The following is a 14,236-nucleotide window of genomic DNA, read 5'->3' on the forward strand; positions in this document are numbered from 1 at the left end:
GCCGCCGAATCGCCGGAATATTTTCGCTTGTTGATCCCAGCGCGCCCTTGGCATGCGGACGACCTGTTCCCATGTCCTGGCACGGGGGGTTCGCTGGGAGAAACGGACATGTCGGACTCGGGCAATTCAGGCGCCTGGCGCAACGACGGCGGGATGCAGCCGCACGCCTACGACCCCTATCTGCATCCGGAACTGTTCCGCGGCGTTGCAACGCGGCGGGTGTTCGCCTTCCTGATCGACATGGTCGTGATCTCGGTGCCGGTGATCCTCGGCTACATCTTCATCGCCCTGTTCGGCGTGGTGACGCTCGGCATTGGCTGGGCGCTGTTCTGGATCGCCTGGCCGGCCTCGGTGGTCTGGGCCATCGTCTATTACGGCGCCAGCATCGGCGGCCCTTCCTCCGCAACAGTGGGCATGCGCGTGATGGATCTGGAACTGCGCACCTGGTACGGCGCGCCCGGTTACTTCGTCCTCGGCGCCACCCATGCCGTGCTGTTCTGGGTGACGATCTCGTTCCTGTCGCCCTTCGTGGTGCTGGTCGGCCTGTTCAACGGCCGCCGTCGCCTGCTGCATGATTTCGTGCTGGGAACGGTCGTGATTAACAACTCGGTTCGCGTACCCGCGCCCCAGGCCGCAAGGACGTACTGATCAACGACCTATCAACCCGGGCCTTCTAGACTGACTGATCTGCCGAGCAGGCCAATTGACCGGGAGCGTCCGTAGCGCGATGCTGAGATACAGTTCGGAGGCCTACGACGTCCCTTGACCCAGCACTCGCGCGATACCCCTCAATTTTACCTCACGGCGCCTTCCCCGTGCCCCTATCTGCCGGGCCGGCAGGAGCGCAAGGTGTTTACGCACCTCGTCGGTGAGCGCGCCGGTGACCTCAACGACCTCCTGACCCATGGCGGCTTCCGCCGCAGCCAGTCGATCGCCTACCGCCCCGCCTGCGACCAGTGCCGCGCCTGCGTCTCTGTCCGGGTGATCGCCAACGAGTTTCGGCCCTCCCGCAACTTCCGAAAAGTGCTGGCGCGCAACGCCGACATCATCGGCGAGCAGCGCAGCGCGGTGCCCACCTCCGAGCAATATTCGGTGTTCCGCGCCTATCTCGATGCCCGCCACCGCCACGGCGGCATGGCCGACATGACCGTGCTCGACTACGCCATGATGGTCGAGGATAGCCATGTCGAGACCCGTATCATCGAGTACCGCAAGCGCGGCCCGGACAGCGGCCTCACCGGCCGCGGCGAAGAGCTGATCGCCGTGGCGCTGACCGATGTGCTCAGCGATGGCCTGTCGATGGTCTATTCGTTCTTCGAGCCGAGCCAGGTCAGCCGCTCGATGGGCACCTTCATGATCCTCGACCACATCGCGCGCGCGCGGCGCCAAGGCCTGCCTTACGTCTATCTCGGCTACTGGATCGAGGGCTCCAAGAAGATGGACTACAAGGCCCGCTTCCTGCCGCAGCAGCGCCTCGCGCCCTCAGGCTGGCTGCGCATCGACGCGCAGGGGGACACGACGTCCGAGCCGCAGGATTAGCTCACCGTCATGCCCCGGCTTGCCGCGTTCGCTAAAGCTTCGGCGGCCGAGCACGCTTGTGGCCCCGGCGTAGCCTTGGCGGAGCCGGGACCGAGACATCCAGTACGCCGCGGCTTCTCGACTCAATCACAACGCGCTCTGGAATACTGGATCGCCCGGTCAAGTGTTCAGCCCGGGGACATGACCGACGGGTGTTCGGGGACATAGCCGACACATCATAGTGCAGGGATTTGGCGGTAAAGGAGGCCAAGTCCATGCCCTGGCGAGAGGTGTCGGTGATGGATCAGCGGCGGGAGTTCGTGCGGCTTGCGATGCAGGAGGGAGCGAACCGGCGGGAGCTCTGCCGGCGGTTCAATATCCATCCCGACACGGGCTACAAGTGGCTTGCACGATGGCAAGCGGATCAGAATGTCAACGACCGCTCGCGCCGACCGCATGCGAGCCCGGGACAGACCGATTGCGAGCTCGAGGCACGTATTCTCGCGGTGCGCGATGCCCATCCGGCATGGGGAGCTCGCAAGATAGCTCACTGCCTGGAGCGCAATGGTTTGCGTTCGCCAGCAGTCTCAACAGTTCATCAGATCTTGCGTCGGTCTGGCCGCATCAAGCCTCCGATCGGCGGCCCGATGGCAAGCCAGCGTTTCGAGATGCCGGCCCCCAATCTGTTGTGGCAGATGGACTTCAAAGGCTGGGTTCGGCTCGGCAATGATACCCAGTGCCATCCTCTGACGGTGGTGGATGACCACTCCCGCTATGATCTGTGTCTGCAGGCCTGTGCCGATCAACGCACAGATACCGTGCGCAGCCGCCTGGAGAAGACCTTTCGCCACTACGGGCTCCCGGAGGCCTTCTTCGTCGACAATGGTTCGCCCTGGGGTGATCCTTCCGGCGAGCGATGGACACGGTTCTCGGTGTGGCTGCTCAAGCTTGGCGTCGCCGTCATCCGCAGCCGCCCATATCACCCGCAAAGCCGCGGCAAGAATGAACGATTCCACCGCACCCTCGCGGCTGAGGTGTTCGCACTGCGACAGTTCCGCGATCTCGCAGAGACGCAGCGTGCCTTCGACGCCTGGCGGGAAGTCTACAACTTCGAACGGCCACACGAGGCGCTCGGACAACAGGTCCCGGCCAGTCGATATCGGCCCAGCCAGCGACCAATGCCCGATCGATTGCCACAGGTCGAATACGACAGCCATGAGATCGTGCGCCGCGTCTCCACGACCAAGGCCTATGTCAGCTTCAAGGGACGTCTGTGGAAAGTGCCACAGGCCTTCCGTGGCGAGCGCCTCGCCATCCGCCCCTCGGCAAACGATGCGCAATACGGGATCTTCTTTGCCGCCCACCAAATCGCTATCATCGACTTGGCGAGCGGAGAAAGTGTCGGCTATGTCCCCGAACACCCGTCGGTCATGTCCCCGGGCTGAACATCAAGCCGGGCGATGACAGAAAGCATTGCGGCGACATTACCCGAACAGCGTATCCGCCAGCAGCTTCACGTTCAAAATCACGATCACCCCCGCGACGATCCATGCGACGGCGGCGACCGAGACCGGGATCGCGAACTGCGCCATCTTGCGGCGGTCGGAGACGAATCGCACCAGCGGAATCACGGCGAAGGGCAGCTGCATCGACAGCACGACCTGGCTGAACACCAACAGATCCGCCGTGCCGCGCTCGCCATAGATCGCGGTGACGATGATCACCGGAATGATGGCGATGCCGCGCGTGAGCAGGCGGCGCGCCCAGCTCGGCAGATGCAGGTCGAGAAAGCCCTCCATCACGATCTGGCCGGCGAGCGTCGCCGTGACCGTTGAATTGAGGCCGGAAGCGAGCAGCGCGACCGCAAAGAGCGTCGAGGCGATGCCGAGGCCGAGCAGCGGCGACAGTAGCTCGAAGGCCTGACCGATCTCGGCGACGTCGGAATGGCCGCTCTTGTGGAATGTCGCAGCTGCCACCACGAGGATCGCGGCGTTGATGAACAGCGCCAGCATCAGGGCGATGGTCGAGTCCGTCGTCGCCCATTTGATCGCCTCGCGCCGGCCTTCGTCGTTGCGCTCGTAAGCGCGCGTCTGCACGATCGAGGAGTGCAGATAGAGATTATGCGGCATCACGGTCGCGCCGATGATGCCGATCGCGATGTAGAGCATGTCGGAATTGGTGAAGATCTCAGTCTTCGGCACGAAGCCGTGCAGCACCTCCGCGACCGGCGGCGCCGCAGCCGCGATCTGGACCACGAAGCAGACCGCGATCACCGCCAGCAGCGCGATGACGAAGGCTTCGAGGAAGCGGAAGCCGCGGTTCATCAGGAGCAGCAGCAGGAAGGCATCGAGGGCTGCGAGCAGCGCGCCGCCGATCAGAGGAATGCCGAACAGAAGCTTCAGCGCGATCGCGGTGCCGATGACCTCGGCGAGATCGCAGGCAATGATCGCCGCCTCGCAGGCGAGCCAGAGCAGGAAGTTGACCGCCGGCGAATAGGTGGCGCGGCACGCCTGCGCGAGATCGCGGTCGGTGACGATGCCGAGCCGCGCCGCCAGCGACTGCAGCAGGATCGCCATCAGGTTGGAGAGCAGGATGACCGAGAGCAGCGTGTAGCCGAATTTCGATCCGCCGGCGAGGTCGGTCGCCCAATTGCCAGGATCCATGTAGCCGACCGAGACGAGGTAGCCCGGACCGACGAAGGCCAGCAGCCGCCGCCACCAGCGGCCGGCGGCCGGAATGGCGACGGTGGAATTGACCTCGGCGAGGCTCTTGGTGGTCGGCGCGTCGGCACGCCAGCCGGCTGCGTCGGGGGTCAGGTGGGGTGATCTGGCATCCATGCTGGCAGAATACCCGACTTGGTTCTTATTGCAACTCATTTGCAACTGCATCTAGCCACACCGGTTCCTGGCGTGGCCGTGGCAATCTCGCCTCTTGTCGGGAAGCGGGTGGGTTCGGTGGTCCTCACGGGCGAACATTGGCGCAAATTCGCCTCTGCAGGATATGAGCCATGTCAACGCCTCCTCGCCTCCCTGACACCTTCAACCGCCTCGCCTGGTCGAACCTTGCGGCGCAATCGGCCGAGCAGATCGCACTGGCCGCAGCGCCCATCGTCGCCGTGCTGACGTTGGGGGTCGCCGAAGGCCGGACCGGCCTGCTACAGACCGCCCTCACCCTGCCCTTCGTCCTGTTCGCCATTCCCGCCGGCGTGCTCGCCGACCGCATCTCCCGCCGCTGGCTGATGGCGGGAGCCGAGGCGTTGCGGGCCGCCGCACTCGCAGCCATCGTGCTGTTGCTGGCGCTGGGCGCGCTCAATTTGCCGCTGCTGGCGTTGCTCGGCTTCGCTGCGGTGTGCGGCACCGTCGTCTACAGCGTGGCCGCACCGGCGCTGGTGCCGTCGCTGGTGAGCCCGGACCTGTTGCCCGCGGCGAATGCGCGGATCGAGCTCGCGCGCACCATCGCCTTTGCGAGCGGCCCTGCGCTCGGCGGCGCGCTGGTGGGATGGTGGGGCGCGAGCCCGGCCTTCGGCTTTGCCGCGGCGCTCTCGGCCGTCGCAGTGGTGCTGCTCGCCGGCATCTACGAGCCTGCTCGCGCGCCGGCGCCGCAGCGCCACCCGTTCCAGGACATCCGCGAAGGCGCAGCCTTCGTGTTTCACCACCCGCTGCTGCGGCCGGTGTTCATCACCCAGTTCATCTTCAACACCGGATGGTTCGTGCAGATCGCGGTGTTCGTGCCCTATGCCGTGCGCCATCTCGGCCTGAGCGCCGCCGGCGTCGGCACCGTGCTGACGATGTACGGCGTCGGCATGGTGATCGGCGCGCTGGTCGCCACGCGCGTGATGCAGCGCGTCGCGTTCGGCACCGTGGTCGGGCTCGGGCCCGTCACCGGCTTCGTCGCCGCGCTCGTGATGGCACTGACGGTGCTGGTCCCCTCGCCCTGGCTTGCGGCCTTGAGCTTCTTCCTGCTCGGCGTCGGGCCAATCCTGTGGGTGATCTCGACAACGACACTGCGCCAGTCAGTGACACCGCCGCGCCTCTTGGGGCGCGTCTCCGCCATCAACATCATGAGCTACGGCGCCCGCCCGCTTGGCTCGGCGCTGGGCGCAATCGTCGGCGGCATCTGGAGCGCGGAAGCCTGCCTCTATCTCGCCGCCGCCGTGTTCGGCGTGCAGGCGCTGGTGATCCTGCTGTCACCGGCCGTGGCGCTGGACCGGCAGCCCGACATGGTGGGCGATGAGGCGCCGGCGCGGTGTTGAACCATTTCCTGGCGTCGTCCTGGCGAAAGCCAGGACCCATTACCCTAGGGAGTAGACGTGTTGCGCGGTGGTCATCACCAATCTTCGCAAAACTGCGGTGGTCATCACCAATCTTCGCAAAACTATGGACGGTGGTTATGGGTCCTGGCTTTCGCCAGGACGACGTTGGGGAAGCAGCCTGCGCTAACCCGCCAGATAGCGCTCGTAGCTCCCCGTCACGGGCTCGCTGGCGTCGACGTCGGGATCGAGCGTGTACAGATCCTGCGCGCGACCGATGCCGCGCAGTGCATAGCGGCCGGTGGAGACGAGATAGCGGCGCCCGGTGGCGTCGAGACCCTTGTAAAACTCCGACGACGCCAGCAGTTCGCGATCGACCGAGCGGCTCATCGAGGCGATGCGGCTGACTTCGTTGACGGTTGGCCCGACCACGGTGAAATCGAGCCGGTCCTCGCTGCCGATGTTGCCGTAGAAGACCTCCCCGACATGCAGGCCGATATAGGCCGACGTGGTGGGACGGCCGTCGGCCGCCCGGCGCTTGTTCAAGGCAGTGATGTTCTTGCGAAACAGATGCTCGGCGCGCAGCGCGGCCCGACGCGCATCCGCCATATCCTCGCCCCAGAACATCGCGAGCACACCGTCGCCGATCAGCTTGAGGACGTCACCGCCGGCATCGTGGATGGCGTCGATCACGGCCTGCGCATAGTCATTGAGGAACGGAATGATCTCGTCGGGACCGATGCTCTCGCTGATACCGGTCGAGCCGCGCAGGTCCGAATACCAAAGCACGGCGTTGATGCGCTCGGTAACGCCGCGCGAGATGCGCCCGCGGAGCACTTGCTCGGAAGCGTCGCGGCCGAGATAGACGCGGCCGAGCGTGCGCACGATGTCCACCTGCTGCGCCGACTTGATCGCGAGACCAAGAACGGGGACGAGGTCGCGCAGCGCGACCAGCTCGGATTCCGTAAAGCCGTCCTCGCGCCGCGTCGTCCAGTAGGAGTAGAGACAGTCCATCTGCCCGAGCGCGCCGGTCTCGCCGAATCGATGCACGAAAGCAAGAAAATGCCGATGGCCCTTTTCGGCGAGGTCGCCGATCTGCGAGAAATCGAGCGACGGCGCATCAGCAAGATCGATCACCATCTCGTCGTGCCCGTGCTCGAGCAGATGATAGAACACCGACCGGCGCCAGTTCTTGGCGGCGTCGCCCTCCGCGGTCGAACCGTATTCGATGACGTCGCTCTCGTTGGTTGGCGTATCGCTCCAGCGAAACGCGCGGCCCTCGTAGATCGGATGCAGCGTGTCGATGACCACGAGCCCGCGCGACAGGTCGAGCCCTTCGGCGCAGCAGCGCTCGCAGAAACCGCGGAGCAGCTCGGGTTCAGCGAGGCCCGTAAGCCCCTGGCCGGCGACCCAGTTCATCAGTGAAAGGCGCGAAGTTACTTGCATATGCCATTATGACGCGCATTCGTGACGAGCGAAAGGCGCGAGGGCCGACGTGACGCCAGGCTCCCGTCCCTTGCAGGTCGAATATGCCGCCGCCGCGGTTGACGCGTCCGCCGCGCGGGCTGCAAATGCCGGCGATGATGACTTTGTCGGCCAGAATCGGAAGCACGCGCAAATGACCCAGCGCCAGCTTCCGATCATCCTGGCGCTCGGCACCACGCAGACCCTGGCCTGGGCTTCCAGCTATTATCTGCCGGCGCTGCTTGCCGATCCCATGGCGCACGACCTCGGCGTCTCCTCCAACTGGATCTTCGGCGCGTTCTCGGCTTCGCTCGTGATCGCGGCGATGCTCGGCCCGCGCATCGGGCGACAGATCGATCTTGTCGGCGGACGGCAGGTGCTGTCGGCCTCAAACCTGACCATCGCCGCCGGCCTCGTCCTGCTCGGGCTCTCGCAGTCGGTGGCGGTGATGGCGATCGCCTGGCTCGTGCTCGGCATCGGCATGGCGATGGGCCTCTATGACGCCGCCTTCGCCGCGCTCGGCCGCATCTATGGCACCGAGGCGCGCAGGCCCATCACCGGCATCACGCTGATGGCGGGCTTCGCCTCCACGGTCGGCTGGCCGCTCACCGCCTGGGGGCTGTCGCATATCGGCTGGCGCGAGACGTGCTTTGCCTGGGCCGCCGCCAACATCCTGGTCGGCCTGCCTCTCAACTTCTTCATGCTCCCGGCGATCAAGGGCGCCAGGCAGGCCGCAGCGACCGCCGAGAAGCCGCACCTGCCGCTCGACCGCACCATGATCCTGCTCGCCTTCATCTTCGCCGCGGTCTGGACCGTCACCGGGGCGATGGCCGCGCATTTCCCGCGCATCCTGGAGACGACGGGCGCAACGCCGGTCGAGGCCATCGCAGCCGGCGCGCTGATCGGGCCGGCCCAGGTCGGCGCACGCATCCTCGAAGCCGGCGTCCTCAGCCGTTTCCATCCGCTGTGGTCGACGCGGCTCGCCTGCCTCACCCATCCGATCGGCGCGGTGGTCGTCGCAATCTTCGGCGGCGCCGCGGCGAGCGCGTTTGCGCTGTTCCACGGCTCCGGCAACGGCATCCTGACGATCGCGCGCGGCACGCTGCCGCTCGCGATCTTCGGGCCGAAGGACTTCGGCTATCGTCTCGGCATCATCGGCGCGCCGGCGCGGATGGCGCAGGCGGTGGCGCCGCTCGCCTTCGGCCTGCTGATCGACGTCATGGGCGCCAAGGTGCTGATCGTCTCCTCCGCGCTCAGCCTCTCGGCGTTGGCGGCCCTGTTCCTGATCCGCCCGGAGCGACGCCCGGATTGACCGCCCAGCCACTTTCACGCACAAGCGGGCCATGAGCGAAGACGCCGGCCCGCCCCGCACATTCAAAGGCCTCCTGCGCTGGGCGACCACGCCGCCGCAGGCCTGGGGCGTCTATCTCCTCGCCATCCTGCTGGTATGGCTGCTCTCGTTCTATGCCGGCACGCTGAAGCCGAAGAAGACGCCCGAAGCGAGTCCGCCCGCGGCAACCGTCCCGCGGAGCTAGAGCATGATCCGGAAAAGTGTGCAGCGGTTTTCCGAAAAGATCATGCTCAAAACAAAAACCTAAAGCGCGGTGACGATTCATCCTAGGCTCATCGCGCTTTAGGGCGGCTTCGTCTCGCTGGTCGCGATCCAGATCCCGGCGAACACCGCAATCAGGCCGACAAGCAGATTGGGCGTAATCGGCTCGCCGATGAGCAGCGCCGCCAGCAGAGCGGCAGCGATCGGATTGACCGTCATGGTGTTGGCGACGCGGGTCGGCGTTGCCCGCCGCAGCGCCATGACCCAGAGGATGAAGGCGAGCGCACCGCCGCCAATGCCCAGATAAATGCCGGCGATCCACTGCGCCGTCGCGAAGTGATCGAGCGCCGCGAAGCTGCCCTTCACCAGACCCGCCAGCACCAGCACGACGGCGCCCGCACCCATGCCGACGGTGAGAAAGCCGAGCGCGCTCGATCGCTGCATGAGCGGACGCGACAACACGTTGTAGAAAGCCATGCAGAATACGGCCGCGGTCATGATCAATTCGCCACGCCAGGCTCCTGGCGGACTCTGCGCCAGGCCCGCGGCCAGCGCCGCGGCCACGCCGAGCACGGCGATGCCGACCCCGGTGATCTTGCGCGCCATCAGCCGCTCGACGCCAAGCAGCGCTCCGACCACCATGGTGTGGAGCGGCAACGTCGCGAGCGCAAGACTGGCGCGCGCGGCGGTCGTGTAGGACACCGCGATGTTGTAGAGGATGAAAAACAGGCCGAAGAAGCAGACGCCAAGCAGCGCCACGGCCGGCCAATCGGGCCGCTGCGGCCAGCGCACGCCGAGCATCAGCGCGCACGGCAGGAGGCAGAAAAAGCCGATCCCCCAGCGCAGGATCGCGAGCAGGATGGGATCGGCGCCGCCGACGAGATAGCGAGTAATGGCCGCCGCCGTGCCACCGAGGCTGCTCGACGCCAGCGCGATCGCAACCCCGGCCCATTCGCCCACGATCATCTCCTGTTGCGGAGCTTTCGCGGGCCCTAGCACGCAGCTGCTGCCAGCATCATGGCAGCAGCGTCGTCACGCACCCAGTTCTTATTTTGACGCGTTTTCTTGGCGCGAACCGTGTCCACTTCGCTGGAAAACGCTCTACTCGTAAAACTCCGGCGCCATCTTCTGGCTGGCGCGCTGGGCCTTGTCGTGGTTGATCCAGAGCTGGGCTTTTTCCTTGGCGAGCGTGTCGGCGATCTTCTGCATCGAGGCCGCGGTCTGGTCCTTGCTCACGTTCATGCTGGGCACGCGGCGATTGTCCCAATTGTCTTTGAAATGCACGGCATCGCCCGACAGGATCACCGCGCCGGTCTTCGGCAATTTCACCAGCAGCGACTGGTGCCCCGGCGTGTGGCCGGACGTCGACAGGATCGTCATGCTGCCGTCGCCGAACACGTCCTTATCGCCCGCTAGCAGTTCGACCGGATGTGACGGCTTGAAGCGCGGCTCGTTGTTGGCGGCGGGCCAATCATATTCGGCCTTCTGCACATAGAGCGTGGCCTGCGGGAACAGTTCGACATTGCCGGTGTGATCGGGATGCGTGTGCGAAACCGCCATCGCCTTGATGTCGGCGGGCTTGACGCCGAGCTGCTCGAGCTGGGCGGCAAGCGTCTTCGGCCGGCGCCAGGTGACGGCTTTGGGATCGGCGGGCACGAGCCCATTCGGCATCGCGGCGACGGAATCGGCAATGCCGGTGTCCCACAGGAACCAGCCCTTGCTGTGCTTGATGAGATAGCAGGTGTCGACGAAGTCCATCGTCTTGCCTTCGTTCAGGCCGGGCGTCCAGCGCGAGATGTCGCCCGCGGTGCCCTCGCCACAATTGAGCACGTAGAGCCTTTCGACGCCGGTCTTTTCCGATTGTGCCAGCGCTGAAGGGCTGGACAGAGCGAGTGCAGCAATGGCGAGCGCGAACTTCATCCTGGGCATCATTGTTGTTCCTCCCGTACAGCCATGCAGGCCACGACCGAGGATCAACCCCGGCCCGTTCGCGGAATTCCCGTAAAGCCCGTCAATGCGGGCAGGTCTCGACCTCGACCGTGACGTGGCTGAGGCCCTTCAGTCCGGCCAGTCGCCGTTTGTAGACGGCCGGCTGCTTCGGCTGGTCCGACACCACCGAGAGCAGCACGGCACAATGGCCGGGGCCAACCTGCCACAGGTGCAAATCGGTGACGCGGTCGTCACCGATCTCCATGCGCGCCCGGATCACCCGCTCCAGCTTCTCGTCGGCGCGCACGTCGAGCAGCACCGCACCTGATGACTTGATCAGGCCGAACGCCCAGCTCGCGATCACGACGCTGCCGATCAGGCCGACGGCTGGATCGGCCCAGATCCAGCCTGAATACATCGCGACGACGAGTGCTGCGATCGCCAGCACCGAGGTCGCCGCATCAGCCATGACGTGCACATAGGCAGCGCGAAGATTGTTGTCGTGATGATGATGGTGGTGATGGCCATGATGATCATGGTCGTTGTCATGATCATCGCGATGATCATGCGCGTGGCTATGGCCGTGATCATGGCCGTGATGGTGGTGATCGTGGCTGCCGCGCAAAAGCCACGCGCTGGCGAGGTTGACGCACAGGCCGAGCGCGGCAACCGCGATCGCCTCGCCATAGACGATCGGCACCGGGGCGATCAGCCGTAGCACGCTCTCATAGGCGATCTCGACCGCGATCAGGCCCAGGATGATCGCGCTGGAGAAGGCGGCGAGATCGCCGAACTTGCCGGTGCCGAAGGTGAAATGCGCATTTCCGAGGTGCCGGCGCGCGAAACGATACGCGAACGCCGCAATGCCGAGCGCGGCCGCATGCGTTCCCATGTGCCAGCCGTCGGCGAGCAGCGCCATGGAACCGAACCGCGAGCCGGCGACGATCTCACCGACCATCATGACCAGCGTCAGGACGACCACGAGCCAGGTGCGCCGCTCGTTCTCCTCGTGCTTGTCGCCGAGGAAGGCGTGGTCGTGGGTCCATTGCTCGATGGAGTGCGAGTGCATCGAATTCTCCAGAAAATTCAGGGCTGTCGGCGCGCAGTATAGACCGCCGGGGTCCGATTTTCTAAGGCCCAATCGTCCAGTGGATTGACAGTCCAGCTTAGTTTCGCTGTAATCTGCGCCATGGGGATTTGAGCGATCTCCCCACGAGGCGACATGCCCAAGTATCGCGTCCCGTTTGGTTTTTGCGAGGACGCATCATGTCTACTTTCACGACCATATCATCCGACAAATTGGCGCGCCTGATCGGCACGGCCAATGCCCCTGCACTTATCGATGTTCGGACCGAGGAGGATTTTGCCGCTGATCAGCGGCTGATCCCCGGCTCGATCAAGCTCAGCCACGACAAGGTCCAGGACTGGGGCCGCGACTTCGCCGACCGCCGGGCGATCGTCGCGTGCCTGCGCGGCGAAAAGCTCGCACAGGGCACGGCGGCCTGGCTGCGCCAGCTCGGCGTCCAGGCCGAGACGCTGGACGGCGGCTTCGAGGGCTGGAAGGCAGCCAAGCTGCCGCTGCTCGACACGCGCAAGCTGCCGCCGCGCGATGCGAGGGGGCGCACCGTCTGGGTCACGCGGGCGCGGCCGAAGATCGACCGCATTGCCTGCCCCTGGCTGATCCGTCGCTTTGTCGACCCCAACGCGGTGTTCCTGTATGTGACACCGTCCGAGGTGGTCGGCGTCGGTGAGCGGTTCAATGCAGCTCCCTTCGACATCGAGAACGTGTTCTGGAGCCACCGCGGCGAGCTCTGTACCTTCGACGTCATGATCGAGGAATTCGGGATCGCCTCGCCTGCCCTGCTCCGGCTCGCGACGCTGGTGCGCGGCGCCGACACCGCGCGGCCCGATCTCGCGCCAGAGGCGCCGGGCCTGCTCGCGGCCTCGCTCGGACTGTCGCGCATGTATGACGATGACCTCGAACAGCTCGAGGCCGGCATGCTGCTCTACGACGCCTTCTACCGCTGGTGCCGCGATGCCACGGCCGAGACCCACAACTGGCCGACCAACAAGGTGAAGGCGTAATGGATACCCGTAACCTTCAAGCAGGAGCTGACGCCGGTCACGGCGTCAGCTTCAATGAGGCATTTCGCGTCTGGCTGCGCGTCGCGTCCTTGAGCTTCGGTGGGCCCGCGGGCCAGATCGCCGTGATGCATCGCATCCTGGTCGAGGAGAAGAAGTGGATCTCCGAAGGCCGTTTCCTGCATGCGCTGAACTACTGCATGCTGCTGCCGGGACCGGAGGCGCAGCAGCTGGCGACCTATGTGGGCTGGCTGATGCATCGCACCGCCGGCGGGCTGATGGCGGGCGGGCTGTTCATCCTGCCCGGCATCATCGCCATCATGGGCCTCAGCTACGTCTACGCCGCCTACGGCAATGTCAGCTTCGTCGAGGCGCTGTTCTTCGGGCTGAAAGCCGCCGTGCTCGCCATCGTCGTCGAGGCTGTGGTGCGCGTCGGCAAGCGCGCGCTCAAGAACCGCATCATGATCGCGCTCGCGGCCGCGGCCTTCGTCGCGATCTTCTTCCTCGCGGTGCCCTTCCCGATCATCATCATCGCTGCCGGCATCATCGGCTATGCCGGCGCCAGAAGTGGCCGTCCGGAATTCGCGCCGGCCGGTCACGGCCATGGCGGCAACAATGCTGCGATCGACAGCATGCTCGGCGAAGCCGTGCCCGAGCATGTGCGTGCCAACACCGGGCGCGCGATCCGTGTCGGTGCGTTGTGGCTTGCGCTCTGGCTCGTGCCAGTCGTGGCGCTGCTCGCGGCCTTCGGTCAGGACAACGTCTTCAGCCAGATCGCGCTGTTCTTCTCAAAAATGTCGCTGGTCACCTTCGGCGGCGCGTATGCCGTGCTGGCCTATGTTGCGCAGCAGGCGGTCGAGCATTATCATTGGCTGAAGCCGCACGAGATGCTGGACGGCCTCGGCATGGCCGAGACCACCCCGGGCCCGCTGATCATGGTGCTCCAGTTCGTCGGCTTCATGGCGGCCTATCGCGACGCAAGCGGCCTGTCGCCGATGCTCGCAGCAACGTTCGGCGGACTGCTCGCGACCTGGGTCACCTTCACGCCCTGCTTCCTCTGGATCTTCGTCGGCGCGCCCTATATCGAGCGCCTGCGCGGCAATACGGGATTGGCCGGCGCACTCAGCGCGATCACCGCCGCGGTGGTCGGCGTGATCCTGAACCTCTCGATCTGGTTCGCGCTACACACGCTGTTCCGCGAGACCGTGCCGGTGCACGCGTTTCCATTCGACTTCGACAGGCCGGTGCTGACGAGCGTCGATGTTCCGGCGCTGGTGCTGTCGATCGCGGCCGCCACCGCGATCTTCCGCTTCAAGCTCGGCATGCTCACGGTGCTTGCGGGCAGCAGCGCCGCCGGCGTGGCGCTACGGCTGGCGGGGGTAATCTAGAGCATGGTTAGCAAGAGAAACGAATGTTTCGCGACGAGCGGTGCTCCCCATGAC

General features: G+C 65.5%; 13 protein-coding genes. 8 read left to right on the forward strand and 5 right to left on the reverse strand.

Annotation, left to right across the window (positions count from 1 at the left end; genetic code table 11):
• Positions 1–108: 108 nt before the first annotated feature.
• The 3 genes from LRP30_RS22765 (at position 109) to LRP30_RS22775 (ending at position 2,963) form a co-directional block, all read left to right on the forward strand.
• A complete protein-coding gene (locus LRP30_RS22765; protein ID WP_164939858.1) occupies positions 109–648 on the forward strand; it encodes an RDD family protein in 540 nt (179 codons plus the stop codon).
• A gap of 114 nt (positions 649–762) precedes the next feature.
• Complete coding sequence (locus LRP30_RS22770; protein WP_128933359.1) at positions 763–1,539, forward strand: arginyltransferase; 777 nt, start codon at positions 763–765, stop codon at positions 1,537–1,539.
• 254 nt (positions 1,540–1,793) lie between these two features.
• Positions 1,794–2,963, forward strand: a complete 1,170-nt coding sequence (locus LRP30_RS22775; RefSeq protein ID WP_128936665.1) for an IS481 family transposase — start codon at positions 1,794–1,796, stop codon at positions 2,961–2,963.
• Positions 2,964–3,002: 39 nt separating this feature from the next.
• Here LRP30_RS22775 and LRP30_RS22780 read toward each other — a convergent pair whose 3' ends face one another.
• Positions 3,003–4,355 (reverse strand): Nramp family divalent metal transporter, encoded by a 1,353-nt coding sequence (locus LRP30_RS22780; RefSeq protein ID WP_249756385.1) that lies wholly within the window; start codon positions 4,353–4,355, stop codon positions 3,003–3,005.
• A 170-nt stretch (positions 4,356–4,525) separates the two neighbouring features.
• On the opposite strand from LRP30_RS22780, the gene LRP30_RS22785 reads away from it, so the two are divergent.
• A complete protein-coding gene (locus LRP30_RS22785; protein ID WP_249756386.1) occupies positions 4,526–5,770 on the forward strand; it encodes an MFS transporter in 1,245 nt (414 codons plus the stop codon).
• A gap of 183 nt (positions 5,771–5,953) precedes the next feature.
• Here the strand turns inward: LRP30_RS22785 and LRP30_RS22790 are convergent, their stop codons facing one another.
• Positions 5,954–7,213 (reverse strand): adenylate/guanylate cyclase domain-containing protein, encoded by a 1,260-nt coding sequence (locus LRP30_RS22790; protein ID WP_128933356.1) that lies wholly within the window; start codon positions 7,211–7,213, stop codon positions 5,954–5,956.
• Positions 7,214–7,385: 172 nt separating this feature from the next.
• Between LRP30_RS22790 and LRP30_RS22795 the strand changes: the two genes are divergently transcribed.
• On the forward strand, positions 7,386–8,543 hold the full coding sequence (locus LRP30_RS22795) for an MFS transporter (protein ID WP_128937370.1): 1,158 nt from the start codon (positions 7,386–7,388) through the stop codon (positions 8,541–8,543).
• Positions 8,544–8,574: 31 nt separating this feature from the next.
• A complete protein-coding gene (locus LRP30_RS22800) occupies positions 8,575–8,766 on the forward strand; it encodes a hypothetical protein (protein WP_128941361.1) in 192 nt (63 codons plus the stop codon).
• A gap of 98 nt (positions 8,767–8,864) precedes the next feature.
• Here the strand turns inward: LRP30_RS22800 and LRP30_RS22805 are convergent, their stop codons facing one another.
• The 3 genes from LRP30_RS22805 to dmeF all read right to left on the reverse strand — a co-directional run bounded on the left by LRP30_RS22805 (position 8,865) and on the right by dmeF (position 11,781).
• Positions 8,865–9,743 carry a DMT family transporter gene (locus tag LRP30_RS22805; protein ID WP_249756387.1) on the reverse strand — a complete coding sequence of 293 codons (879 nt, stop codon included), beginning with the start codon at positions 9,741–9,743 and terminating at the stop codon, positions 8,865–8,867.
• Positions 9,744–9,884: 141 nt separating this feature from the next.
• On the reverse strand, positions 9,885–10,715 hold the full coding sequence (locus LRP30_RS22810) for an N-acyl homoserine lactonase family protein (RefSeq protein WP_249756388.1): 831 nt from the start codon (positions 10,713–10,715) through the stop codon (positions 9,885–9,887).
• Between the two features lie 79 nt (positions 10,716–10,794).
• Entirely contained in the window at positions 10,795–11,781 is a 987-nt protein-coding gene (gene dmeF / locus LRP30_RS22815) for a CDF family Co(II)/Ni(II) efflux transporter DmeF (RefSeq protein WP_249756389.1), read from the reverse strand.
• A gap of 197 nt (positions 11,782–11,978) precedes the next feature.
• On the opposite strand from dmeF, the gene LRP30_RS22820 reads away from it, so the two are divergent.
• Together LRP30_RS22820 and chrA are read left to right on the forward strand one after the other, a co-directional pair.
• A complete protein-coding gene (locus LRP30_RS22820; RefSeq protein ID WP_164940024.1) occupies positions 11,979–12,797 on the forward strand; it encodes a chromate resistance protein ChrB domain-containing protein in 819 nt (272 codons plus the stop codon).
• Positions 12,797–14,182 (forward strand): chromate efflux transporter, encoded by a 1,386-nt coding sequence (gene chrA / locus LRP30_RS22825; RefSeq protein ID WP_128933350.1) that lies wholly within the window; start codon positions 12,797–12,799, stop codon positions 14,180–14,182. Before LRP30_RS22820 ends, chrA begins: the two co-directional genes overlap by 1 nt.
• The last annotated feature ends 54 nt before the right edge of the window (positions 14,183–14,236 follow it).

It is taken from the genome of Bradyrhizobium sp. C-145, from assembly GCF_023375135.1.
GTDB lineage: Bacteria > Pseudomonadota > Alphaproteobacteria > Rhizobiales > Xanthobacteraceae > Bradyrhizobium > Bradyrhizobium zhanjiangense.

Bases quoted from the DNA above. Each gene is read 5' to 3' on its own strand.
- LRP30_RS22765 (WP_164939858.1), top strand. From the start codon at position 109: ATGTCGGACTCGGGCAATTCAGGCGCCTGGCGCAACGACGGCGGGATG.
- LRP30_RS22775 (WP_128936665.1), top strand. From the start codon at position 1,794: ATGCCCTGGCGAGAGGTGTCGGTGATGGATCAGCGGCGGGAGTTCGTG.
- LRP30_RS22780 (WP_249756385.1), bottom strand. From the start codon at position 4,355: ATGGATGCCAGATCACCCCACCTGACCCCCGACGCAGCCGGCTGGCGT.
- LRP30_RS22785 (WP_249756386.1), top strand. From the start codon at position 4,526: ATGTCAACGCCTCCTCGCCTCCCTGACACCTTCAACCGCCTCGCCTGG.
- LRP30_RS22790 (WP_128933356.1), bottom strand. From the start codon at position 7,213: ATGCAAGTAACTTCGCGCCTTTCACTGATGAACTGGGTCGCCGGCCAG.
- LRP30_RS22795 (WP_128937370.1), top strand. From the start codon at position 7,386: ATGACCCAGCGCCAGCTTCCGATCATCCTGGCGCTCGGCACCACGCAG.
- LRP30_RS22800 (WP_128941361.1), top strand. From the start codon at position 8,575: ATGAGCGAAGACGCCGGCCCGCCCCGCACATTCAAAGGCCTCCTGCGC.
- LRP30_RS22810 (WP_249756388.1), bottom strand. From the start codon at position 10,715: ATGATGCCCAGGATGAAGTTCGCGCTCGCCATTGCTGCACTCGCTCTG.
- dmeF (WP_249756389.1), bottom strand. From the start codon at position 11,781: ATGCACTCGCACTCCATCGAGCAATGGACCCACGACCACGCCTTCCTC.
- LRP30_RS22820 (WP_164940024.1), top strand. From the start codon at position 11,979: ATGTCTACTTTCACGACCATATCATCCGACAAATTGGCGCGCCTGATC.
- chrA (WP_128933350.1), top strand. From the start codon at position 12,797: ATGGATACCCGTAACCTTCAAGCAGGAGCTGACGCCGGTCACGGCGTC.